This is a genomic window from Mesorhizobium sp. M0615 (genome assembly GCF_040320805.1).
Lineage (GTDB): Bacteria > Pseudomonadota > Alphaproteobacteria > Rhizobiales > Rhizobiaceae > Mesorhizobium.
The window spans coordinates 260887-282094 of sequence record NZ_JAMYQI010000006.1; the positions used below are offsets into that span (position 1 = coordinate 260887).

Annotated in this window: 22 protein-coding genes; 13 read left to right on the forward strand and 9 right to left on the reverse strand. The window is 61.9% G+C overall.

Annotated features, from left to right (window positions below):
• Nucleotides 1-29: 29 nt before the first annotated feature.
• A complete protein-coding gene (dnaA, locus tag NKI46_RS12745; RefSeq protein WP_031195619.1) occupies nucleotides 30-1574 on the reverse strand; it encodes a chromosomal replication initiator protein DnaA in 1545 nt (514 codons plus the stop codon).
• A gap of 569 nt (nucleotides 1575-2143) precedes the next feature.
• Between dnaA and NKI46_RS12750 the strand changes: the two genes are divergently transcribed.
• Nucleotides 2144-2395: a hypothetical protein gene (locus NKI46_RS12750; protein WP_155921597.1), complete on the forward strand. Its 252-nt coding sequence runs from the start codon at nucleotides 2144-2146 to the stop codon at nucleotides 2393-2395.
• A gap of 26 nt (nucleotides 2396-2421) precedes the next feature.
• Here NKI46_RS12750 and rpsT read toward each other — a convergent pair whose 3' ends face one another.
• From rpsT to NKI46_RS12770, 4 genes are all read right to left on the reverse strand, one after another.
• Nucleotides 2422-2688: a 30S ribosomal protein S20 gene (gene rpsT, locus NKI46_RS12755; RefSeq protein WP_023681995.1), complete on the reverse strand. Its 267-nt coding sequence runs from the start codon at nucleotides 2686-2688 to the stop codon at nucleotides 2422-2424.
• Between the two features lie 159 nt (nucleotides 2689-2847).
• Entirely contained in the window at nucleotides 2848-3621 is a 774-nt protein-coding gene (locus NKI46_RS12760; protein ID WP_352459189.1) for an enoyl-CoA hydratase, read from the reverse strand.
• Nucleotides 3622-3662: 41 nt separating this feature from the next.
• Nucleotides 3663-4553, reverse strand: a complete 891-nt coding sequence (gene mutM / locus NKI46_RS12765) for a bifunctional DNA-formamidopyrimidine glycosylase/DNA-(apurinic or apyrimidinic site) lyase (protein ID WP_352459188.1) — start codon at nucleotides 4551-4553, stop codon at nucleotides 3663-3665.
• Entirely contained in the window at nucleotides 4546-5784 is a 1239-nt protein-coding gene (locus tag NKI46_RS12770) for a phosphopentomutase (protein ID WP_352459187.1), read from the reverse strand. Before NKI46_RS12770 ends, mutM begins: the two co-directional genes overlap by 8 nt.
• Before the next feature lie 175 nt (nucleotides 5785-5959).
• Between NKI46_RS12770 and NKI46_RS12775 the strand changes: the two genes are divergently transcribed.
• Complete coding sequence (locus NKI46_RS12775) at nucleotides 5960-6913, forward strand: PhnD/SsuA/transferrin family substrate-binding protein (protein WP_352746460.1); 954 nt, start codon at nucleotides 5960-5962, stop codon at nucleotides 6911-6913.
• 25 nt (nucleotides 6914-6938) lie between these two features.
• On the opposite strand, the gene NKI46_RS12780 is transcribed toward NKI46_RS12775, so the two are convergent.
• The 3 genes from NKI46_RS12780 to NKI46_RS12790 all read right to left on the reverse strand — a co-directional run bounded on the left by NKI46_RS12780 (nucleotide 6939) and on the right by NKI46_RS12790 (nucleotide 8795).
• Entirely contained in the window at nucleotides 6939-7574 is a 636-nt protein-coding gene (locus tag NKI46_RS12780; RefSeq protein ID WP_352459185.1) for a TadE/TadG family type IV pilus assembly protein, read from the reverse strand.
• 25 nt (nucleotides 7575-7599) lie between these two features.
• Nucleotides 7600-8217: a TadE/TadG family type IV pilus assembly protein gene (locus tag NKI46_RS12785; protein WP_031196259.1), complete on the reverse strand. Its 618-nt coding sequence runs from the start codon at nucleotides 8215-8217 to the stop codon at nucleotides 7600-7602.
• 155 nt (nucleotides 8218-8372) lie between these two features.
• Nucleotides 8373-8795, reverse strand: coding sequence for a pilus assembly protein N-terminal domain-containing protein (locus NKI46_RS12790; protein ID WP_023681988.1), 423 nt, complete (start codon nucleotides 8793-8795; stop codon nucleotides 8373-8375).
• Between the two features lie 345 nt (nucleotides 8796-9140).
• On the opposite strand from NKI46_RS12790, the gene NKI46_RS12795 reads away from it, so the two are divergent.
• The 9 genes from NKI46_RS12795 to NKI46_RS12835 all read left to right on the forward strand — a co-directional run bounded on the left by NKI46_RS12795 (nucleotide 9141) and on the right by NKI46_RS12835 (nucleotide 18250).
• Nucleotides 9141-9311 carry a Flp family type IVb pilin gene (locus tag NKI46_RS12795; protein WP_023681987.1) on the forward strand — a complete coding sequence of 57 codons (171 nt, stop codon included), beginning with the start codon at nucleotides 9141-9143 and terminating at the stop codon, nucleotides 9309-9311.
• A 149-nt stretch (nucleotides 9312-9460) separates the two neighbouring features.
• The gene (locus NKI46_RS12800; protein WP_023703464.1) at nucleotides 9461-9979 is read left to right on the forward strand and encodes an A24 family peptidase; all 519 of its coding nucleotides are present in this window, start codon (nucleotides 9461-9463) and stop codon (nucleotides 9977-9979) included.
• Between the two features lie 205 nt (nucleotides 9980-10184).
• Complete coding sequence (gene cpaB / locus NKI46_RS12805) at nucleotides 10185-10997, forward strand: Flp pilus assembly protein CpaB (protein ID WP_023681985.1); 813 nt, start codon at nucleotides 10185-10187, stop codon at nucleotides 10995-10997.
• Nucleotides 10994-12526, forward strand: a complete 1533-nt coding sequence (locus NKI46_RS12810; RefSeq protein ID WP_023681984.1) for a type II and III secretion system protein family protein — start codon at nucleotides 10994-10996, stop codon at nucleotides 12524-12526. The genes cpaB and NKI46_RS12810 overlap by 4 nt, the downstream gene beginning before the upstream one ends.
• Before the next feature lie 14 nt (nucleotides 12527-12540).
• Nucleotides 12541-13278, forward strand: coding sequence for a CpaD family pilus assembly protein (locus NKI46_RS12815; RefSeq protein ID WP_352746462.1), 738 nt, complete (start codon nucleotides 12541-12543; stop codon nucleotides 13276-13278).
• 54 nt (nucleotides 13279-13332) lie between these two features.
• On the forward strand, nucleotides 13333-14616 hold the full coding sequence (locus NKI46_RS12820; RefSeq protein WP_352746464.1) for a CpaE/TadZ family protein: 1284 nt from the start codon (nucleotides 13333-13335) through the stop codon (nucleotides 14614-14616).
• 29 nt (nucleotides 14617-14645) lie between these two features.
• Nucleotides 14646-16151 (forward strand): TadA family conjugal transfer-associated ATPase, encoded by a 1506-nt coding sequence (locus NKI46_RS12825; protein WP_023738191.1) that lies wholly within the window; start codon nucleotides 14646-14648, stop codon nucleotides 16149-16151.
• Nucleotides 16152-16180: 29 nt separating this feature from the next.
• Nucleotides 16181-17194, forward strand: coding sequence for a type II secretion system F family protein (locus NKI46_RS12830; protein ID WP_023703461.1), 1014 nt, complete (start codon nucleotides 16181-16183; stop codon nucleotides 17192-17194).
• Nucleotides 17195-17233: 39 nt separating this feature from the next.
• Nucleotides 17234-18250, forward strand: coding sequence for a type II secretion system F family protein (locus tag NKI46_RS12835; protein ID WP_352746466.1), 1017 nt, complete (start codon nucleotides 17234-17236; stop codon nucleotides 18248-18250).
• A 113-nt stretch (nucleotides 18251-18363) separates the two neighbouring features.
• On the opposite strand, the gene NKI46_RS12840 is transcribed toward NKI46_RS12835, so the two are convergent.
• Nucleotides 18364-19185, reverse strand: coding sequence for a tetratricopeptide repeat protein (locus NKI46_RS12840; protein WP_352746545.1), 822 nt, complete (start codon nucleotides 19183-19185; stop codon nucleotides 18364-18366).
• A gap of 240 nt (nucleotides 19186-19425) precedes the next feature.
• On the opposite strand from NKI46_RS12840, the gene NKI46_RS12845 reads away from it, so the two are divergent.
• Nucleotides 19426-20787 carry a leucyl aminopeptidase family protein gene (locus NKI46_RS12845; protein WP_352746468.1) on the forward strand — a complete coding sequence of 454 codons (1362 nt, stop codon included), beginning with the start codon at nucleotides 19426-19428 and terminating at the stop codon, nucleotides 20785-20787.
• A gap of 63 nt (nucleotides 20788-20850) precedes the next feature.
• Nucleotides 20851-21201, forward strand: coding sequence for a MarR family winged helix-turn-helix transcriptional regulator (locus NKI46_RS12850; RefSeq protein WP_023669596.1), 351 nt, complete (start codon nucleotides 20851-20853; stop codon nucleotides 21199-21201).
• The last annotated feature ends 7 nt before the right edge of the window (nucleotides 21202-21208 follow it).

The window sequence follows — 21208 nt, forward strand, 5'->3', positions numbered from 1 at the left end:
AACCCGGCGCGCTCCGTTTGCCGCGCCGATCAGGCTTGGTCGTTGATCAGCCTGCGCAACAGTTCCAGTTCCTGCGCCAGCGTGTTGTCGACGCCGGAAAGGTCCTCGATCTTGCGCACCGCATGCAGCACCGTGGTGTGGTCGCGCCCGCCGAACCGCCGGCCGATCTCCGGCAGCGAGCGCGGCGTCAATACCTTCGACAGGTACATGGCGACCTGCCTGGGCTTCACGATGGTGCGCGTGCGCCGGTTGGACAGCAACTCGGTCTTCGACACATTGTAGTGGCGCGCCACGATGCGCTGGATGTCCTCGATGCGCACCCGCTTCGGCTCGCCAGAGCGATAGATGTGCCCCAGGATCTCGTCGATGCGGTCGATGGTGATCGCCGGCTCGAACGACTGACGAAACAGCAGTTGGTTGAACGCGCCTTCCAGCTCACGCCCGCTGCCGGTGACGGTACGGGCGACATGGTTGAGGATCTCCTCCGAAATATTGAGCGACGCATCGTCGACCTTGGCCGTGGCAAGCCGCAGCTTGAGCATGCCGATGCGCATGGCGAAGTCCGGCGCCGACATTTCCAGCGCGACACCGCCATTGAGGCGCGAGCGCACCCGCGGTTCCAGCGATTCCAGTTCCGACGGCGGCCTGTCGGCGGCAACCACCACTTGCTTGGCGCTGTCGAGCAGCATGTTGATGAGATGGCAGAATTCGTGCTGGATCGACTTGCCCTGCAGGAACTGCATGTCGTCGATGATCAAGAGGTCGATGTCGCGCAGCTGTTCCTTCAGCGTCAGCGCATTGTTGTCGCGGATCGCGGTGGCGAAGCGCCACATGAAATATTCGGCCGTCAGATAGACGACGCGCGATTTCGGGTTCTGTTTCAGGGATTCGGCCGCAATCGCCTGCAAAAGGTGCGTCTTGCCGAGCCCGACGGTTGCATGAAGGAACAGCGGGTTGAAGCGCACCGCGCTCGACTGCGATTCCGCCACGGCTTTGGCTGCGGCGAAAGCCACCCGGTTCGACGGGCCTTCGATGAAGGAGCCGAACGTGTAGCGCGGGTCGAGCGGCGACCCCAGCACATTGTGCCGGAATTCGCTCTCGATCGGCGTGCCGGGACGAGGGGCGGGCGCCCGCTCCACCCTGCCGGGGCCGACCGTGCCGGCCGCCAATGCGGTCTGCGTATGCTTGGTCATCTTGCGCGCCGGCACGGCCTCGGGTTCGACGCCATTGCGGGCAGGACGGGTCGCGGTGCGCACGACCATCTCGATCTTGAGGATTTCGGGATCCTCGTGCTTCCACAGATCGGCGATGAGATCGAGATAATGGCCATTGATCCACGAGCGCAGGAAGGCCGTGGGCACCGAGATGCGTACAATGCCCCGGGAAGCCTCAGCCACCTTCATACGGCCGAACCAGCTCGAATAGACCTCGGTTCCCAGGCGCGCCTTCAACTGGGCCTTGACCCGGTCGAACTTCTGTTCCGCGTCGCTGGAAGCCGCCATGTCGTGCGCTCCGACCAATGTTCCGGGAAATGGCAGGTCGCCCGTAAGCTCCCGCTCGATGCCGCTCTGCATGATTGTGCGTCCCTTTTCCTTTGTACCTTTTTTCCGCCGGGAGTGCGCCTCCTGCACCCATGTTTCCGGCGACCGTATCTTCGCTACAACACCACCGCCGCCGCCGGCGGATGACGTTGCCTCGTCAGAATGGGATCGGTCCCGGCTGCTTAAGGCCAGTCCGTCTGACATGTTCGGGCAAAGCGGTGCTACCCGGCGAAAACGCCGGTGCGCCATCAAGCTGCCATGTACAATTACGCCAGTCCCCTATCGTATCGAAAAGGCAAGCCATACCCGTTCGCGGAATTGATCCACGTCATGAATTCTGCCACTGTTAGCTGGCCGATTCAGGCTGGGTTAAGGGCTAATGGCCCGTCCCTTTCGATAGATCGACATTACCGAAATCGCTGTGGATAGGGCAAGGCCACCTCTAACGGATTTTTAAGAAATCTGGTTAGTGAACAACGGTTCGGGCTCCGTGCTGGAAGCGCATATTTTGACAAAGCCATTGGGATTCAAACCCTTTTGCCGCGAATATGAAAATGGCTGTGCGGTTTGAAATTTTCTGAAATAATTCGCTTGACACCAACTTGCTGCCTATCGCCCACAGGCGATGTGAACAAGCTGTGGATCACTTCCAGCAAGTCGTTGAAAAATATCAGCAATTTGTGACAGCCAAATTTATTGGCGTGGGCCGTTTCGGCGGATTGGAATATCAGTGGGAGTGTATGTGCCGGCAAAGCATTCCAGACTCTGGAATGCGGCTCGGGCGTGCTTTGCGGCCGTTCTTTTTAAGTGCTTGCCGGCAAACGAAAAAACCCGGCGCGATTGGCCGGGTTTGAAAGAACGACAGTTCAGGAACGGTCGATCAGGCCGACAGCACCTTGAGGCGGTGAGCCAGACGCGACACCTTGCGCGATGCCGTATTCTTATGGATCACGCCCTTGGTCGCGGCGCGCATCAATTCCGGCTCTGCGGTCTTGAAGGCTTCCAGCGCGGCTGCCTTGTCGCCGGCAGCCAGTGCCTCTTCGACCTGGCGAACATAGGTACGCACGCGCGAGCGGCGGTTCTTGTTGATCGCTGCGCGGCGGGCGATCTTGCGCGTTGCCTTTTTGGCCGAGGATGTATTGGCCATGATGCCTCTCTTCTGATCTGGTGGGCGCATGCGGGATGCCGCAGGGCGCAAAAAACAAACGGGCAGCCAACGGCCGCCTCGGTTGGAGCGGCTTATAGTTCAGCTTTTCCGGCGCGTCAACGCCGCTTTGGCTTCTTTTTGGTCCTCGCCGCCGCCACTCTAGCGATTGGTGAAATTCGGCTTCCGCTTCTCGGCAAAGGCGGCCATCCCTTCCTTCTGGTCATCGAGCGCAAACAGCGAGTGGAACAGCCGGCGTTCGAAGCGCAGTCCCTCGGCCAGCGTCGTCTCGTAGGCGCGGTTGACTGCCTCCTTGGCCATCATCACCGATGGCAGCGAAAACTCTGATATCCTGGCCGCGGCCTTCATCGCCTCCTCGATCAACTCGCTGGCCGGTACGACGCGCGACGCCAGGCCGCTGCGCTCGGCTTCGGCGGCATCCATCATCCGTCCGGTCAGGCACATGTCCATGGCCTTCGATTTGCCGACAAAGCGGGTCAGCCGTTGCGACCCGCCCATGCCGGGAATGACGCCGAGCGTGATTTCGGGCTGGCCGAATTTCGCCGTGTCGGCGGCAATGATGAAATCGCACATCATCGCCAGTTCGCAGCCGCCGCCCAGGGCATAGCCGGCGACCGCCGCGATCATCGGCTTGCGCGCGCGGGTAAACTCTTCCCAGCCGACGAAAAAATCCTGCACATAGGCTTCGGCGTAGGTGACGGCCTGCATTTCCTTGATGTCGGCGCCCGCCGCAAAAGCCTTCTCGGAACCGGTGATGACCATGGCGCCGATGCCGGGATCGGCGTCGAACCCCTTTGCCGCCGTCAGCAAATCCGCCAGCACCTGCGCGTTCAGCGCGTTGAGCGCCTTGGGCCGGTTCAGCGTGATCAGGCCGACCTTGCCGCGCGTCTCGACGATGATGGTTTCATAGCTCATGGGCTGGCCTCCTGATTGCGGCACTGAAGGACCTGTCTAGCTTACCGCTGACAGGTCCGGCAATAAAAGGTCGAGCGGCCGCTTTGCACGATGCGCTCGATGTGGCCGCGACAGCCGGGCGTCGGACAGGGCCCGCCTTCGCGATCGTAGACCGCGAAGGAATGCTGGAAATAGCCCAGCGACCCGTCTGTGCGCACATAGTCGCGCAGCGAAGACCCGCCGGCGGCGATCGCATCGGCGATCACCGAACGGATTGCCTCGGCCAGTCGTTCGCTCTGTTCCTTGGCCTTCTTGCTGGTCCCGGCGATGGTGCCTGCCTCGCGCAATGGCGAAAGGCCGGCGCGCCACAGCGCTTCCGACACATAGATATTGCCGAGCCCGGCAATCAGCTTCTGGTCGAGCAGCGCCGCCTTCAACGGCGATCTGCGGCCCTTCAGCAGCGAGGCGAGCAGGGCGCCTTCCAGCGCATTGCCGGTCGGCTCGACGCCCAGTCCCGCCAGCATCGGATGCGCGTCAGCCAGGCCTTCCGCAAACAGCATGAAGCCGAAGCGACGCGGGTCGTTGAAGACCACGCGAGACTGGACGCCGACAGGCGACACGACATGGAACACCACATGGTCGTGCTTGGCATCCTTCGAGCGCTCTTGATAGAACGTGCCGGGCGTCTCTTTGTCATCAGCGGTCTCAATGCGGAACGAGCCCGACATGCCGAGATGGCAGATCAGCACCGGGCCACCGTCCAGGTGTATGGTGAGATATTTGGCGCGGCGGCCAAGCGCGGTGACGGTCTTGCCGGTCAGCCGCTGCGCAAATTTCGCCGGAAACGGAAATCTGAGATCGGGCCGGCGCGCCTCGACGCGCACGATCCGCGCGCTTTCCAGAACCGGCTGCAGGCCGCGCCGGACGGTTTCGACCTCGGGCAGTTCAGGCATGGCCGCCTATCGCCGCATGGAAGGAAGCGCCGTGGCGGCCGCGCGCCAGCTTGAGGTGTTCGGCGACCGTCTCGCCGATATCGGCGAAGGTGGTCCTGAGCCCGATGTCGCCGCCCGTGAGACCCGGTGCGATGCCGATGACCGGGATGCGTTCGCGCGTGTGGTCGGTGCCACGCCATGTCGGATCGTTGCCATGGTCGGCGGTGAGGATGAGCAGATCGCCCGGCTTCAGCTTTGCCAGTGCCTCGGGCAGCCGGCGGTCGAAGGCTTCGAGCGCCGCGGCATAGCCGGCGACGTCGCGGCGATGGCCGAACTCGGTGTCGAAGTCGACGAAATTGGCGAACACCAGGTCGCCGTCGCCGGCATCGTCCATCGCGCCCAGCGCCTTGTCGAACATTGCCATATTGCCGGGCGCCTTGCGTACTTCCGAGATACCGCGGTGGGCGAAGATGTCGCCGATCTTGCCGACCGCGATCACCCGGCTGCCGCGCCCGGTCAAGCGGTCGAGCAGCGTCGGCTCAGGCGGCGGCACGGCGTAGTCATGGCGGTTGTAGGTGCGCTCGAACGTGGCTGATGTTTCGCCCAGGAAAGGCCGTGCGATCACCCGTCCGATCTTCAGCGGGTCGACCAGCCGGCGTACCGTCTTGCAGAACTCGTAGAGCCGCTCCAGGCCGAAATGAACTTCGTGCGCTGCTATCTGCAGGACGGAATCGACCGAGGTGTAGCAGATCGGCTGGCCGGTGCGGATATGCTCCTCGCCAAAGCGCTCGATGATCTCGGTGCCGGGTGCATGGCAGTTGCCGAGAATGCCCGGCACCTTGCCCTCGCGGATCATCGCTTCGGTCAGTTCGGCAGGGAAGGCGGGCACCTTATCGGGGAAATAGCCCCAGTCGAACCGCACGGGCAGCCCGGCGATTTCCCAGTGACCCGACGGCGTATCCTTGCCGCTCGAAATCTCCTGCGCGGCGCCGTGGAAAGCGGAGGCTGAAACAGCGGCTTTGCTGTCGAATTGGAAGCCGGTTGCGGTTTCTGCTGCGCGGCCGAGACCGAGCGAAACCATGGTGGGCACCTTCAGCGGTCCCTCGCGCAGGCCCTCGCGATCGGCGCGGGCTTCCGCGCAGGCCAGCGCGATATGTCCGAATGTGTTCGAGCCGGCGTCGCCATAGCGTTCGGCATCGGCGGCGCCGCCAATGCCGAAAGAATCGAGAACGAAGAGGAAAGCGCGTGCCATCGGTGCCGTCATTGCCAGTCTGGTTGACCAGACATAAGGTCCCGTCGCGGCATTGGCAAATCGTAAACCAGGCGGCAACGGCCTGGCGCGATAGTCGCGAAGTCGGGCAGGCGTGGTGTACGCATCCTTGAGACATGCGATGCGCTTCAAGGAACGGCGTGCGGGGCATGGATCGATGAGACGGGCTGACCTCGGTTGGAGTGCACTGGCGACCACTGTAGCGCTGCTGGCCTCGCAGCTCGCCGCGCACGCCGACTGGCGCGACCAGATCGGCACGTTTCGGATCGGCATCGTTGCCGAGCCGGGCGCTGGCAACACGGTTCCGGGTCTGGCCTTGCTGACTGACGCCTACGGCAAGGCGCTCGGCATGAAGGTGGAATTCGTCGTCGCGCATGACTATCCGGCGCTGATAGAGGCACAGGCCAATGGCCGGATTCAGTACGCGGTCTATTCGGCGACCGCCTACGCCACCGCCTCGGAGCGCTGCGGCTGCGTCGAACCTCTTGTGGCGCCGGTCGATGCCGACGGTGCCACGGGCATCCGCTCCGTGCTTTTGACGCGCGACGGCAGGCTTTCCGATCTCGCGGCCCTGGAAACGCACAGCATCGCCATGGCGCCTTCCGACAATGTCGGCGGTTCGCTTCTACCGCTCGCCGGGCTGGCGGCCGACGGCATCAAGATCAGCCAGGATGCGCCATTCCTCGCTCATGCCGGCTCGGCTGCCGCCGCAGAAACTATGCTGGTCGATGGCCAGGCCGATGCCGTGTTCGGCTGGGAGCGGGCCACGGCGGAAAACTGGACGGCGATTGCTGGCGATCAGCCGGCTGATCCGGACGGCACGGCGGCGCGACTGGAGGCGGCGGGCATTCCAGAAGCCGCGCTCCAGATCATCTGGACCTCCGGCGTGCTCAGATACGGCCCTCACGCCGTCCGCAGCGATCTTGACCCCGAAGCCAAACGCCGACTGACGGTCTTCCTCACCAATCTCAGATCGCAGTCGCCGGAAATCTACGATTTCGTGGAATCGAAACATGCGGGAGGGTTCACGCTCGCCGCTGCGAGTGACTATGCGATGGCCGCTTCCATCGTGCGCCTGGTGTCGGGCAGCACGGACAGCAGCGCGCAATGACCCGGGTTGAATGGGTAGAACTGCTTCAGCAATTGCTGCAGGGGATCGAGGTGGCCCGGCGCGGCCTGAGATAGTAGGTTTCGCTCATCGTTATTTTGCCTTCGTTGAAGGCCGAGATAAATCCGAGCGGCTTTTCGGCGCTTTCCGACCAGGAGATGATCGGTTCATATTTGAGAGTGGTTTTGACACGAATAAGGAAAGTCCCCGCAACGTTGAGCGTCGCCGGAACAGTTGTGGAGCTTGTCGGGTTGGAGTCGCGGCTCGTGACCCCATTCAGCACGCGCCAGGACCACGCCACCTTCGCCTTCGGTGTCGGTTTGCCCGGATCGGCTTCGATGTCGATTGCTGTGATGAAGATATCGGCGACTGAGCGGTTATAAGGCTGAAGGCTGGAGTTTCCGATTTTCATAATGTCGGTGAGATCTGCATTGACCACCGACGTTTGCTGCGTGACGAGGTCGGCAACCATGGAGCTGATGCGGCTGACCTTCTTGCTGGTCTCGATGGCTTGCGAGGCCTCCATGGTAACGAAATACATGATCAGCAAGACGGGCACGATGAGGGCAAACTCGACCGCCGCTATGCCCCGCCGATCGGCACAAAACCGCGCCGCTCTCTTCCAGATAACCGATATCCACGGATGTGCCCCCGCACGAGACATGCCCTTTTCCTTTGCTACACGTGCCTCAGTTGTCGAATGGCTCGTTTTGCCACGTTGCCGTTGCGTAATGCAGCGTCTTGCCGCCATCCATATTCGACATGTATTGAGCCATGAAATCGGTCATGACCGGCCAAGGGTAGAAAACCCGCAGCATGTTCTTTGATTCTGCCGGACCTATTGTGGGGGTCCCGAAAGCCGGGTCCTTGCCTGTATCCGGATCCTTGCCCGTCAGCGTGATGGTCGAGCCGGAAATCTTGAAACCCGCACTGGCTGCCCCGGCAAAGGTCTTGAACGGGCGCAGATCAACCAGCAAACCGGGGCAACCCTTGGCGACAATGATCTCGAGTCTGGCGCAGACCCTACCCTTTAGCTTCTCTTCCGTCACATCGGCTTGCCTCAACTGGCCAGTACGCAATTGACGGGCGATATCATCGGTGATGTTGGCCATCACCTCCTGTCCGGCAAATGAAATGCAGCTCTCGAGGATGGCGAAGACGAGAGCCGCAAACGGTAACGCAAGCATGGCGAATTCTATCGCCGTGCCGCCGCGCCGATCACCAAGGAAACGACGGGCAAACGTCACGCGCCCTGCCTTGGCCTTGCAGATCTTGCGTCTTGAATCCTCGTCCAAAACGTCGCCCATATCCCGTTCCTGCCGATCCTGATGCGGTACCGTCGGCACCACTATCAAGAACCCATTTAGCTCCGGTTTGAATGACCGTTAAATTCGACCAGGCGACATTAACCGGCCGCTAACCGACGCGGCTCTCCCCCAGACAATCAAGTCACCTGAGGCGCTTACTGCCCAGCGCTCATCTCGGCCTCGGACGACTTTTCCGAGTCGCTCTTATACGAGCTTTCGCAATAGGGCGTGCAGGACATGGTCTGGACCGAGGCGCGCCTGTAGATACGCACCGACGACGCGTCCTGGCGCACCACGGTCACCTGCTCGTCGACGATCGGGCTGCCATCGTGGTCGAGGACAACCAGATTGGTCACGCCGAACCCCTTGCCCGTCAGCACGATCGTCGATGCATCCTGGACGGAGGCGTCGGCGATCGCCGGATTGCCGACGACGATGGTGTCGGCGGGGCGTGTCAGTTTGACGATCTTGGCCTGGTTCATCGTCACTTCGATGCCGGCTCCGGCCTTGGCCGGCAGCACGAAAGCCGGGACGGCGAGAAGCGCGACAAGCAGGAATGACGATTTCATGGCGGTCATCGAGGCGCTCCACAGCGGCAAAACTTGTTCACGGAACATGAAGGAGATTGGTGAACCAACGGTTAAACCCTTGACCGGCGCCGGGTATTCGCTCCAATCTTGCTGCCAGCTAATATAACAATGCGTCCTGCCGATAGCCGTGAAATTACAGCTTTTCACGGGCAGGCGAGCTACTGTCCAGCGTTTAGTTTACGGTTAACCACGCAAGCTGTTCGAAGCGGGAAAGGAATCGGTAAGGCTGTTTATTAAGCCGATTGAAAGAGCTTCTCCGTAGATTAGCAGCATCCGATCAACCACCACAGAAGTTGACGGAAGTGCTGTAACACGTGGAGTAGGAGCTCTCGAATGTCTAATCTCATCGCACGTTTCGCGAAGGACGAATCCGGCGCGACCGCTATCGAATACGGTCTGATCGCCGCTCTCATCGCGCTTGCCATCATTTTTGGCGCTGGTCAGCTCGGCAACGCCCTGAACAACAAGTTCATCGCCATCGCCGGTAAGGTGAGTGGTTCGTAATACCCTGGTTGCCTTAGAGATAGGGGCCGCCTGACTGGCGGCCCTTATTTCATCGCGTCGGGTGGTTTTGAGTAACCCAGTCTCATCGATCGTTAATCATATATGTCTAGGCTGAGGCTGGATACAGTTGGCAACAGGGTGTCGCGCCCATGCTCGAAGCGTTGATCTTCGTCATCTTTCCTTTTTGCATGCTCTTCGCCGCGATCTCCGACATGCTGTCGATGACGATCGCCAACCGCGTACCGGTGCTGCTGCTGGCGGTGTTTGCGCTGGTTGCGCCGCTGACGGCCATGGACTGGGCAACCTATGGCTGGCATTTCGCCGCCGGCGGCCTGGTGCTGGCCGTGACGTTCGGTCTGTTTGCACTCGGCGGCATGGGTGGCGGCGACGCCAAGCTGCTCGCCGGCACCGCCGTCTGGATGGGGTTCAACATTCACCTTGTCGAGTATCTCGTGATATCGACGTTCATCGGCGGACTGCTGACGCTCGCCATCCTTCTCTACCGGAAATCGCCGCTGGCGATTTACACCAGCCACAATCTATTCCTGCGCCATTTCGCCGACGACACGACTGGCGTTCCCTACGGCATTGCACTCGGCATTGGCGGGCTGCTGACCTATCCGGATTCACCCCTGATGGTTTGGGCACTGGCAAAGCTGGCGAACTGAAACAGCAAGCAACCTTTGCCGCTCCGACATCGGTCTGAAAAGAGGCCGCTGGTCGCCCTTTCTGTCGTCGGAGCACGGGTCCGTCCAATTTATGTAAACCTTAAATTAATCACGATCGTAAGCATTGCATTAACCTTGTTTTGACGATTGCCGCTGCAAAGTCCGGCCTGGCTAGGTGGTTGCCTAAAGGCGAGGGTTCGGACAGATGCCAGCATCCCGACTGATTATTCTGGGCGTGGCGGTGGCTGCGGCGGGTGGTGCAGGTTATGTCGCCAAGAATATGGTGGCGGTCCCGCCCCAGCAGGTCGTCGCCGATGCCCCGCAGGCGCCGGCCATTGCCTTGCAGGATGTGCTCGTGCTTTCCGGCGACGTGCCGATGGGCAGCCCACTTGAGAACAATCTCAGCTGGGAGTCCTGGCCGTCCGATGGCATCAATGCGAATTTCATCACCCGTGCCGCCGAACCCGAAGCGCGGGAGAAACTGAAGGGCTCCGTCGCCCGCATGGCGATGTACACCGGTGAGCCGCTGCGGCGCTCCAAGCTGATCGGCGAGGGGCAAAGCTTCATGTCTTCGATCCTGCCCACCGGCATGCGTGCCGTCGCCACCGCGATCTCGGCTGACACGTCGGCAGGCGGGTTCATCCTGCCCAACGATTTTGTCGACGTCATCATGACCCGCAGATCCGACACCGGCAACGGCGGCAGCGGATTCACCACCGAGACCATCCTCAAGAACATCCGCGTCCTGGCGATCGATCAGACCATCCAGGAGGACGAGGAAGGCAAGAAGACCAGGGTCGGACAGACGGCGACGCTGGAGCTGACGCCGCAGCAGGCCGAGATCATAACCGTCGCCCAGCAGATGGCCGATCGCCTGACGCTGGCGCTGCGCTCGATCACCGACAACAAGGAAAAGGGTACCGATGAAGCCGACTACCTCGTTTCCGGCAGTGGGCGGCGCGGAACGGTGCGGTTGATCAAATCGGGCGAAGTTTCCGAAGTAGGGGCAAGGAAATGAGGTTAGTCGCTAAACTGCCGGTCACCATGGCTGCAGCCGTCGGCCTGCTTTTCCTCGGAGCCCATGCAAGTGGCCTCGGCGACGCCAAGGCCGCCGGAAAGAGCGTCGGGGTCACGGCCTCGACCGCCACGCAACGTGTCAAGCTCGGCCTCAACAAATCGGTCGTCATCGATCTGCCGAGCGACGCCTACGACATCCTTGTCGCCAATCCCGCGGTCGCCGATGCGGTGACCCGCACCGCAAGGCGCATCTATCTGTTCGGCAAGTCGGTGGGCGAAACCAACATCTTCGTCTTCGGTCCCAATGGCGAGCAGATTGCCAGCCTGGATCTGGCCGTCGAACGCGACGTCGCCGGATTGGAAGACTACCTCAAGCGCTTCCTTCCAAATGCCGAGATCAAGGTCGAATTGCTGAACGACAACGTCGTCCTGACCGGGACGGTGGATACGCCGCTCGATGCCAAGCGCGCCGTCGATCTGGCAACCATCTTCGTGTCCGGAGGTGAAGCGACGACGGGCCAGTATTCGCAGACCGCGGCCGGCGGCAATGCCAATGGCGGCGTCGACATCAACAACCCGGATGCCGAACGCCGGGTCTCGAAGATCGTCAACCTGCTACAGATCATCGGCGACGACCAGGTGACGCTGAAGGTGACCGTGGCCGAAGTCAGCCGCTCGGTGATGAAGCAGCTCGGCGTCAACATGGTTGGCAGCGGCAGCATGGACGGCATCGCCTACGGTGCGCTGAGTTCGCCCAACTACGGTTTGGGAAAGCCGCTTTCGCAGAATTCAGGCTTTAACTTGGGCGGCAGTGGCCTCAAAGCCTACATCAATGCCATGGAGCAAAGCGGCGTCATGAAGACGCTTGCAGAACCGACCCTCACCGCGGTTTCGGGCGAGAAGGCAACGTTCAGGGTCGGCGGCGAATTCAATCTCATCACGGCACGTACGAACAACGTTTCGACCGACAACCAGACCGGCCAGGTCACCTACACCAACGAAAAGCTGGAATACGGCATAGGCCTCGAGTTCCAGCCCGTTGTGCTGTCGGCGGGTCGGATCAGCCTCAAGGTCAGAACATCGGTTTCGGAGCCGACCTCGGAAGGTGCTACCACCCTGGAAGGCGGCGGCAGCTTGCCCGGCCTGACGCTTCTGTCGATCCGCAAGAGACTTGCCGACACCACCGTCGAATTGCCGTCGGGCGGTTCGATGATGATTGCCGGCCTCGTTCGCGACGACGTCCGCCAGGCTGTATCGGGCTTGCCCGGCCTGACCAAGATCCCGGTGCTCGGCACGCTATTCCGCAGCCGCGATTTCGTCCGCAATGAAACTGAACTGGTCATCATCATCACGCCTTATCTGGCTCGGCCGGTGGCGCGCAACGACCTGGCTAAGCCGGACGACAATTTCAATGCCGCCGGCGATGGTCCGGCCATGTTCCTTGGCCGCGTCAACCGCGTCTACGGCACCATGCAGACCGACAAGCCCAACGGCCGCTACCACGGCGTTGTCGGCTTCATCTACAAGTAAGCGGGGAAGCGGACATGTCTCAGTCAGCATCAAAGGTACTGGCGATTGCCGCAACGGCATGGTCTGGCCGTGGCCGGATCCGCCGATCGGCAATGCCGATCCTGGCGATCGCGATCGCCGCCTCGCTTGCCGGTTGCGCTAAGCGCGACAGCATCACGGTTGGGGCGATTCCCGATGATTATCGCACCACGCATCCGATCGTAATTGCTGAGAAGAACCAGAAGCTCGACCTCCCGGTCGGCGCCGGCGATCGCGGCATGACCGGCTCGCAGCGCGACACGCTTCTGGGCTTCCTCGACGGTTACGACAAGAGCGCTGCCCCGGCGCTGACGATCGCAACCCCGATCGGCTCGGCTAATGAGGTCGCGGCGACTGCCGCGGCGCGCGATTTCGCAAGGCTGGCGGTTGCCAGCGGCATCAAGCTAAACCGGATCGTGGTGACCTCCTACCAGTCGGTTTCCCCGGAAGCGTCGGCGCCTATCCGCGTTTCCTATGTTTCGGTGAGAGCCCAGACCGACAAATGCGGGCGCTGGCCCGAAGACATCCTCGAAACCTCCGAAAACAAGCACTACGCCGATTACGGCTGCTCGTCTCAAAACAACCTCGCCGCGCAACTCGCCAATCCGACCGATCTGCTCGGGCCAAGAAAGTCGTCCGACATCGACGCCGAGAACCGCGGCGCGGTGATCGACGTCTACCGCGGCAGAGGTATTTCGGACGAGTTCCTCGGCAATTCGGAAGTGACGTACTAGGAGCGCCGGTCCCGCGTAGAGACCGGAAGAGAAGTCACGGAAAAGAGCATGACAATGAGCAATCTTGCCTACGATACGCCCGTAGACGGCGGCGACAGCTCGCAATTGGATATTGCCGCGATGCAGGCGCTGCGGCCGGTTCCGCGTATTTCCATCCAGGCATTTTGCGAGACGGAAGGTGTCGCGCATCCGGTGGAGCGGGCCGGCGAGGATCGCCGCATGGCCAAGGCGCATCTGAAAGTGCATATGGGCGGCATCGCCACGGCGATCGAATTCTACCAATCCGCGCCGACGCCGAACCTCATCCTTCTGGAGTCGCGCAGCGAACCGAAGCAGTTGCTGGAGCAGCTTGCCCAGCTTTCAGAATATTGCGATCCCTCCTCTAAAGTCGTGGTGATCGGCCACTACAACGATGTCGGTCTTTACCGCGAACTCATCCGCTTCGGTATTTCCGAATACGTCATCGCGCCCGTGTCGATGGCCGATATTGTCTCGGTGGTTTCGTCGATCTTCGTCGATCCGGAAGCCGAGCCGATCGGCCGCTCGATCGCCTTCGTCGGCGCCAAGGGTGGCGTCGGCTCCTCGACCATCGCCCACAATGTGGCGTGGGCGATGTCATCGCTGTTCAAGTCGGAAGTGGTCGTCGCCGATCTCGACCTGGCTTTCGGGACGGCCAACATAAATTTCGACCAGGACCCTGCGCAAGGCATCGCCGAGGCCGTGTTTTCGCCCGAACGCGTCGACGAGGTTTATCTCGACCGTCTGCTTGCCCAGTGCGCCGAACATCTGTCGCTGCTCGCCGCGCCCTCCACCCTCGAACGTGTCTATGATTTCGATCCCGATGCCTTCACGCAACTCATCGATACCGCCCAGCGCAGCGTGCCGCTGCTGGTGCTCGACGTCCCCCATATCTGGACGGGCTGGACCAAGAACACACTGATCAAGGCCGACGAGATCGTCATCACGGCGACGCCGGAATTGGCCAATCTGCGCAACACCAAGAATCTGGTCGATATGCTGACGCGGCTTCGCCCGAACGATCCGCCGCCGAAACTGATCATCAATCAGGCCGGCGTGCCGAAACGGCCCGAGATTTCCGCTTCCGACTTCGCCGAGCCGCTCAGCCTCACGCCGATGTCGGTCATCGCCTTTGACCCGTTGTTGTTTGGAAATGCCGCGAACAACGGCCGCATGCTGGGCGAGATGGATCCCAAGAGCCCGGTCGTCGGCATGATCAACGAAATCGCGCACGTGCTGACCGGTCGCAGCGAAATCAAGGCCAGGAGGAAGGCAGGCCTTGGCGGCCTCCTCGGCAAGCTCTCGCGTAACAAGAAATGACGCTTCTCAAGCGAAATTGGTAGTCGATCATGTTTGGAAAAAGAGGCTCCGACGACGGCGGCCGGTTCACCCCGGAGTTCCGTCAGCCAGCGTCAGCGGCGCCGGCTGCTGCAACGCCTGCGGACATGGCGGTACTTGCCCGACCCCCGGCAGCGCCGCCGCCGGGAGCGCTGGCAACGCCGCCAACTCGCCGTGCCGTTGAGGCGCCGTCGATGGCGCCGGAGCCGCCAAAAAAGATCCAGCGCGAAAAAAGCGAAACCTACTACGACACCAAGAGCCAGGTCTTCTCCGCACTCATCGACACCATTGACCTGTCGCAACTTGCGAAACTCGATCCCGAGAGCGCGCGCGAGGAAATCCGCGATATCGTCAACGACATCATCGCCATCAAAAATTTCGCAATGTCGATCGCCGAGCAGGAAGAGTTGCTCGACGACATCTGCAACGATGTGCTAGGCTACGGGCCGCTGGAGCCGCTGCTCGCCCGCGACGATATCGCCGACATCATGGTCAACGGCTCCAAGAACGTCTACATCGAAGTCAACGGCAAGGTCGAACAGACCGGCATCCGCTTCCGCGACAATCAGCAGCTGCTCAACATCTGCCAGCGCATCGTCAGCCAGGTTGGCCGCCGCGTCGACGAATCGAGCCCGATCTGTGACGCCCGTCTTCCTGACGGGTCTCGCGTCAACGTGATCGCGCCGCCGCTCTCCATCGACGGCACCGCGCTCACCATCCGCAAGTTCAAGAAGGACAAGCTGACGCTCGATCAGCTGGTCAAGTTCGGCGCCATCTCGCCGCAGGGCGCCGAGATACTCAAGATTATCGGCCGCGTCCGCTGCAACATCGTCATCTCCGGCGGTACCGGCTCCGGCAAGACGACGCTGCTCAACTGCTTGACCAACTATATCGACCGCGAGGAACGCGTCATCACCTGCGAGGACTCGGCCGAACTGCAACTGCAGCAGCCGCACGTGGTACGTCTCGAAACCCGCCCGCCCAATCTCGAGGGCGAAGGCGAGGTGACCATGCGCGACCTGGTCAAGAACTGCTTGCGCATGCGGCCCGAACGCATCATCGTCGGCGAAGTGCGCGGACCGGAGGTTTTCGACCTGCTGCAGGCGATGAACACCGGCCATGACGGGTCGATGGGAACGATCCACTCCAACAGCCCGCGCGAATGCCTGAACCGTATCGAATCGATGATCGCCATGGGCGGCTATTCGCTGCCGCAGAAGACCGTGCGTGAAATCGTCGTCGGCTCCGTCGATGTCATCATCCAGGCAGCACGCCTTCGCGACGGCTCGCGCCGCATCACCCACATCACCGAGGTGATCGGCATGGAAGGTGACGTCATCATCACGCAGGACATCGTGCTCTACAACATCAAGGGCGAGGACTCGAACGGAAGGCTGCTTGGCGAGCATGTGTCGACCGGCATCGGCCGTCCGCATTTCTGGGATCGCGCCCGCTACTATGGCGAGGAACAGCGCCTCGCCAATGCTCTGGAATCGATGGAGAAACGCGCTGACTAACGCATATCCAGGCGTGGAGACTGAGGTCGATGTTCGGAATTGATACCACCGTACTGGCCTTCATCGTGCTCGCCGGCTTCAGCGCCGGTGCGGTCGCCTATGCCTTCCTGTTCACCAAGATGAGCAACGAGAAGCAGGCCGGCAAGCGGCTCGAGACGATCAAGGCCGCCGAGACCGATCGTTCGGTCGTCAAGGCTTCGCGCGACCGTGTCGCGGAGGCGGTCAAGCGGCGTAAATCTGTCCAGGACACGCTGAAACAGCTCGACGAAAAGCAGAAAACCAACGAACTCGCCGTCAAGAAGCCGCCGTTGAAGGCCCAGATTCGTCAGGCCGGCATGCAGGTCTCGATCGAGCGTTTCTATATCTACTCCGTCATTTGCGGCATCGCGCTGACGGTGCTCGCCTATCTCGCCGGCGCGCCGCTACTTGTCCTGCCGGGTACGCTTCTGGCCGGCGCGCTCGGCCTGCCGCGCTGGTTCGTCTCGTTTCGCCGCGCGCGCCGGGTCAAGGCATTCCTCAACGAATTTCCCAACTCCCTCGACATCATCGTGCGCGCCGTCAAATCCGGCCTGCCGCTCAACGACGCCATTCGCCTGATCGCCAATGAATCGCCGGAGCCGGTCAAGACCGAGTTCCGCCGGATCGTCGATTCGCAGCAGGTTGGCATGTCCATCCCCGACGCCACCTTGCGCATGGCTGAGACCATGCCGTGCAGCGAGGCAAGTTTCTTCGGAATCGTTATCCAGATCCAGTCACAGGCCGGCGGTAATCTCTCCGAGGCGCTAGGCAACCTTTCGCGCGTGCTTCGCGATCGCAAGAAAATGAAGGCCAAGGTCCAGGCGCTGTCCATGGAAGCGAAGGCGTCGGCCGTCATCATCGGCGCGCTGCCTATTGTCGTCGCCCTTCTCGTCTATCTGTCGAGCCCGAACTACATCATGCCGCTGTTCACCACCAGCACCGGCAATCTGATCCTTGGCTGTTCCGGCGTGTGGATGTCGATCGGCATTCTGGTGATGCGCAAGATGATGAACTTTGAAGTTTAGGCCCACCTTGGAAAGCTCGAACGAAAAGACTGAAAACGGATGACCGACCAAGTCGTAAAATCGCTGACCGATCCTGCCTTCCTGATCGCATTGCTGGTCGGCGTTGCGGTGTTCGCGACCGTCTTCACGTTGCTGCCGGCGCTTGGCGGCAATCAGCTCGAGGCGCGCATGAAATCGGTGGCGCTGGAGCGTGACGAATTGCGCGCCAAGCAGCGCTCGCGGCTTGCCAACGAAGCCGATCGCCGCCGCAAGGGGCTGCGCGAAGAGCAGTCGATCGGCATGCGCAACATCGTCGACAGGCTGGACCTGCGGCGTGCGTTGGCCGATGAAGGCACGTTGCAGAAGCTCAAGGTGGCGGGCTTTCGTGGCCAAAACCCGCTGACGCGCTTCCTGTTTTTCCGCCTGATCCTGCCGTTTGTGGGTTTCGCGCTGGCAGCGATCTATCTGTTCGTGCTCGGCGGACTGCCTGACCGGCCGGCCTTCGCGAAACTGTTCGTCTGCATTCTCGTCGCCTACGCCGGCTTCTACGCGCCGATCCTTTACGTCAACAACCGTGCCGCCAAGCGCAAGCAGTCGATCCAGGCGGCGTGGCCGGATGCGCTCGACCTGATGCTGATCTGCGTCGAGTCGGGTATGTCGGTCGAGGCTGCCTTGCGCAAGGTCTCCGAGGAGATCGGTTCGCAATCGGTGGCGCTGGCGGAGGAATTCGTGCTGACCAATGCCGAACTCTCTTACCTGCAGGAACGCAAGCAGGCTTATGAAAACCTGTCGGCTCGTACCGGCCTGGAATCGGTGAAGTCAGTGTCCCAGGCACTGGTCCAGGCGGAACGCTACGGCACACCCGTGGCGCACGCATTGCGCGTGCTGGCCGCGGAAAGCCGCGACATGCGCATGAATGCAGCCGAGAAGAAGGCCGCCGCCCTGCCGCCGAAGCTTACCGTGCCGATGATCCTGTTCTTCCTGCCGGTTTTGTTCGCCATCATTCTGGGCCCAGCCGGCATTCAGGTCAGCCAGCGCGGCATCTTCGGCGACCAGCACAATTCCTCAAGCCAGTAGGCCTCGTTGCAGCCATACAAAGAGCCGCACTGCCAATGCAGTGCGGCTCTTGGTTTTCAGCGTTGATGCGTGGACGGATTTTGCGCTGTGCGGAGCCGGCGCCCATGCGGCGCTCAGTTGGTCGCCGCCTTTGCCTTGTCCTGATCCTTGAGCTGGCTCCAGGCGTTCTGCTGGGCAAGCATCTGGCGAAGATAGGCTACATTGGCTTGCGCCTGTTCCGGCGAAAGCTCCTGCGAGGCGATCTTCTCGGCCTCGTCGAAGCGGCCCTGCAGTCCCACGACCAGCGCAAGGTTCTGGCGCACCCGGCTGTCGGCATTCGGTTGCTGGGCTGCCGAGCGCATATAGGTCTCGGCGGTGCGCAGATCGCCTTCCAGCACATAGGACATGCCGAGATTGGAAAGGATCGAGGGTTCGTTCGGCTTGAGGTCCAGCGCCTTGCGGTAGTTCTGGCGCGCTTCATCCTTCTGGTCAAGCTGGTCGAGAATGGCGGCCTCGGCCGACATCAGCCGCCAGTCCGGATATTCCGGCGTCTGCGCCCGGCGCACGGCGTCGAGCGCCGGCTCGAACTGGCCGTTGGCGGCCAGCGCCTTGCCGTAGGCGGCAAGCACGTCGCGATCCTTGGGGTAGGCGATCGCCAGCTTGCGCATCACGGCAAGCGACTGGTCGGCATCGCCGTCCATCTGGAGCGCCGCCGCAAAATTTGTCGCCAGCCGCTTGTCGTTGGGGTTCTTTGCGTAGGATTCGCCGAGCCGCCCGGTTGCCCCGTGCAACTCGCTGGCCGACATGGTTTCCAGCGGTTTGCCGCTGGTGCGACCGATCGAGCCGGTCGTGAGCTTGCTGGTTCCGCACCCGGCAACACCGGCTGCAAGCGCCATCAGCAACGCTGTGGTGACCAACCGTTTGCCCGTGACGTTCATCCTGCGGTTGGTGGGCATCGGCACGGGGCTCTCCATTCCTGCGCGTGGCCATTCACGTGGCCATCTTCATCCCCGCAGAAATATTCTGTTAACCCTAACGGACAGTTAAAAAGCGAGCCGTCTGATCGGCGAACGGCCCGCCGGAAGCCATTGGCCTGGCATGTCCAATGTCTGGTCTCTGTGCATAGATGTTGAAATCATCCGACGTCCCTGTCACTTGACTGGGGACGATCTGCAAGCCTTCCCGGAGACCATCGAATGCCCGTCGAACTCATCGAGACACTAAACACTGCCTTGCCGGTCCATCTGGTCGCGAGGGATGGACTGGAGGCCTTGGGGCTTTCGCCTTCCACGATCGCATGGGCGGCCGCCAACGGCTTTTCCGGCGAAGCCGGCAGGACGCTCGCCGTCGCCGGCGACAACGGTTCCCTTGCCGGCGCCTTGTTCGGCGTCGGTGATGGCGAGGGGGCGCTGGCCGTCGGCATGCTGGCGAGAGCCTTGCCGGAAGGCGACTGGCATTTTGCCGCCGCTCCAGCCGAGCCGGAACTCGCCGCCATAGGCTTGGTGCTCGGCGGCTATGTCTTCACTCGCTACGGCAAGAAATCAGGCAAGGCGTTGCGTTTTGCGCTGCCGTCCGGCGCCGATGCGGGTCGTGTCCGGCGCATCGCCGACGGCGTCTTCCTGGCGCGCGACCTCGTCAACACGCCGACCAGCGACATGGGACCGGACGAGTTGGAGAAGGCCGTACGGACCCTGGCGGCCACTCACAAGGCCGAGGTATCGGTGATCAAGGGGGATGATCTCCTAAAGCAGAATTTCCCGATGATCCATGCGGTCGGCCGGGCCTCGGTCGGAGTGCCGCGCCTGATCGATATGGTTTGGGGACCGGAAGGCGCGCCGAAGGTGACGCTGGTCGGCAAGGGTGTCTGTTTCGACACTGGCGGCCTCGACATCAAGCCTTCGTCGGGCATGCTCTTGATGAAGAAGGATATGGGCGGCGCCGCCAATGTGCTGGGCCTGGCCTCGATGATCATGGCTGCCGGGCTGAAGGTCCGGCTGCGTGTCCTGATCCCAGCAGTCGAGAATTCGATTGCCGGCAACGCCTTTCGGCCTGGAGATGTACTGACCAGCCGCAAGGGCCTCACCGTCGAGATCGGCAACACCGACGCCGAAGGGCGGCTGGTGCTGGCCGATGCGCTGGCGCTGGCCGATGACGAGGAGCCGGAACTGCTGATCGACATGGCGACGCTGACCGGGGCAGCGCGTGTCGCGCTCGGCCCCGATCTGCCGCCTTTCTACACTGGCGACGAAGTGCTGGCGGCCGAACTGGCTGCGGCCTCCATGGCCGTCGAGGATCCGTTGTGGCGCATGCCGTTGTGGCGGCCCTATGACGCCAGACTGGCGTCGAAGATCGCCGACATCAACAACGTCACCACGGACGGTTTCGCCGGCTCGGTCACCGCGGCGCTGTTCCTCAAGCGCTTTGTCGAACGGACAACGGGCTGGGCGCACTTCGACATCTTCGCCTGGAACCCGTCCGATCGCCCCTATGGACCCGCCGGCGGCGAGGCGCAAGGCATCCGTGCACTGGAGCGGGTCATTTCGAGGCGCTATGCCTGAGGCCCTGAAACCGGCCACCAAAACTGAAACGGAACCGAAACAATTTCCCGTCATGCTCGGTCGATGTCGATTTCGATGCGTCCGAGCCAGGCGATGCGACTGTGGCAGCAGGTGATGCTGTCGCAGGTGCGCGCCGGCGCGCCAGATCTCACCATGCGCCAGACGGCGATCCTGTTCACCATCTATCTCGACCCGCCGCCGCACACGGTGCGCGGTCTAGCCGCCCGCCTCAATGTCACCAAGCCGGTTATCACCCGCGCGCTCGACACGATGGGTGCGCTGAAACTGGTGTCACGCCATCGCGACGAGCTCGACAAGCGCAATGTGCTGATCCGGCGCACGGTCGAAGGCGCGCTCTTTGTCGAGCGCTTCGGGGATGGTATCGTTGCCAGGGCTCATGAACTGCCCATCTGATCAATCC

Bases quoted from the DNA above. Each gene is read 5' to 3' on its own strand.
- NKI46_RS12780 (WP_352459185.1), bottom strand. From the start codon at position 7,574: ATGTCTCGTGCGGGGGCACATCCGTGGATATCGGTTATCTGGAAGAGA.
- NKI46_RS12775 (WP_352746460.1), top strand. From the start codon at position 5,960: ATGAGACGGGCTGACCTCGGTTGGAGTGCACTGGCGACCACTGTAGCG.
- NKI46_RS12850 (WP_023669596.1), top strand. From the start codon at position 20,851: ATGTCGATTTCGATGCGTCCGAGCCAGGCGATGCGACTGTGGCAGCAG.
- mutM (WP_352459188.1), bottom strand. From the start codon at position 4,553: ATGCCTGAACTGCCCGAGGTCGAAACCGTCCGGCGCGGCCTGCAGCCG.
- NKI46_RS12820 (WP_352746464.1), top strand. From the start codon at position 13,333: ATGAGCAATCTTGCCTACGATACGCCCGTAGACGGCGGCGACAGCTCG.
- NKI46_RS12845 (WP_352746468.1), top strand. From the start codon at position 19,426: ATGCCCGTCGAACTCATCGAGACACTAAACACTGCCTTGCCGGTCCAT.
- NKI46_RS12790 (WP_023681988.1), bottom strand. From the start codon at position 8,795: ATGACCGCCATGAAATCGTCATTCCTGCTTGTCGCGCTTCTCGCCGTC.
- NKI46_RS12825 (WP_023738191.1), top strand. From the start codon at position 14,646: ATGTTTGGAAAAAGAGGCTCCGACGACGGCGGCCGGTTCACCCCGGAG.
- NKI46_RS12800 (WP_023703464.1), top strand. From the start codon at position 9,461: ATGCTCGAAGCGTTGATCTTCGTCATCTTTCCTTTTTGCATGCTCTTC.
- NKI46_RS12815 (WP_352746462.1), top strand. From the start codon at position 12,541: ATGTCTCAGTCAGCATCAAAGGTACTGGCGATTGCCGCAACGGCATGG.
- cpaB (WP_023681985.1), top strand. From the start codon at position 10,185: ATGCCAGCATCCCGACTGATTATTCTGGGCGTGGCGGTGGCTGCGGCG.
- NKI46_RS12835 (WP_352746466.1), top strand. From the start codon at position 17,234: ATGACCGACCAAGTCGTAAAATCGCTGACCGATCCTGCCTTCCTGATC.
- NKI46_RS12785 (WP_031196259.1), bottom strand. From the start codon at position 8,217: ATGGGCGACGTTTTGGACGAGGATTCAAGACGCAAGATCTGCAAGGCC.
- NKI46_RS12830 (WP_023703461.1), top strand. From the start codon at position 16,181: ATGTTCGGAATTGATACCACCGTACTGGCCTTCATCGTGCTCGCCGGC.
- NKI46_RS12810 (WP_023681984.1), top strand. From the start codon at position 10,994: ATGAGGTTAGTCGCTAAACTGCCGGTCACCATGGCTGCAGCCGTCGGC.
- NKI46_RS12795 (WP_023681987.1), top strand. From the start codon at position 9,141: ATGTCTAATCTCATCGCACGTTTCGCGAAGGACGAATCCGGCGCGACC.
- dnaA (WP_031195619.1), bottom strand. From the start codon at position 1,574: ATGCAGAGCGGCATCGAGCGGGAGCTTACGGGCGACCTGCCATTTCCC.
- NKI46_RS12770 (WP_352459187.1), bottom strand. From the start codon at position 5,784: ATGGCACGCGCTTTCCTCTTCGTTCTCGATTCTTTCGGCATTGGCGGC.
- NKI46_RS12840 (WP_352746545.1), bottom strand. From the start codon at position 19,185: ATGCCCACCAACCGCAGGATGAACGTCACGGGCAAACGGTTGGTCACC.
- NKI46_RS12760 (WP_352459189.1), bottom strand. From the start codon at position 3,621: ATGAGCTATGAAACCATCATCGTCGAGACGCGCGGCAAGGTCGGCCTG.
- rpsT (WP_023681995.1), bottom strand. From the start codon at position 2,688: ATGGCCAATACATCCTCGGCCAAAAAGGCAACGCGCAAGATCGCCCGC.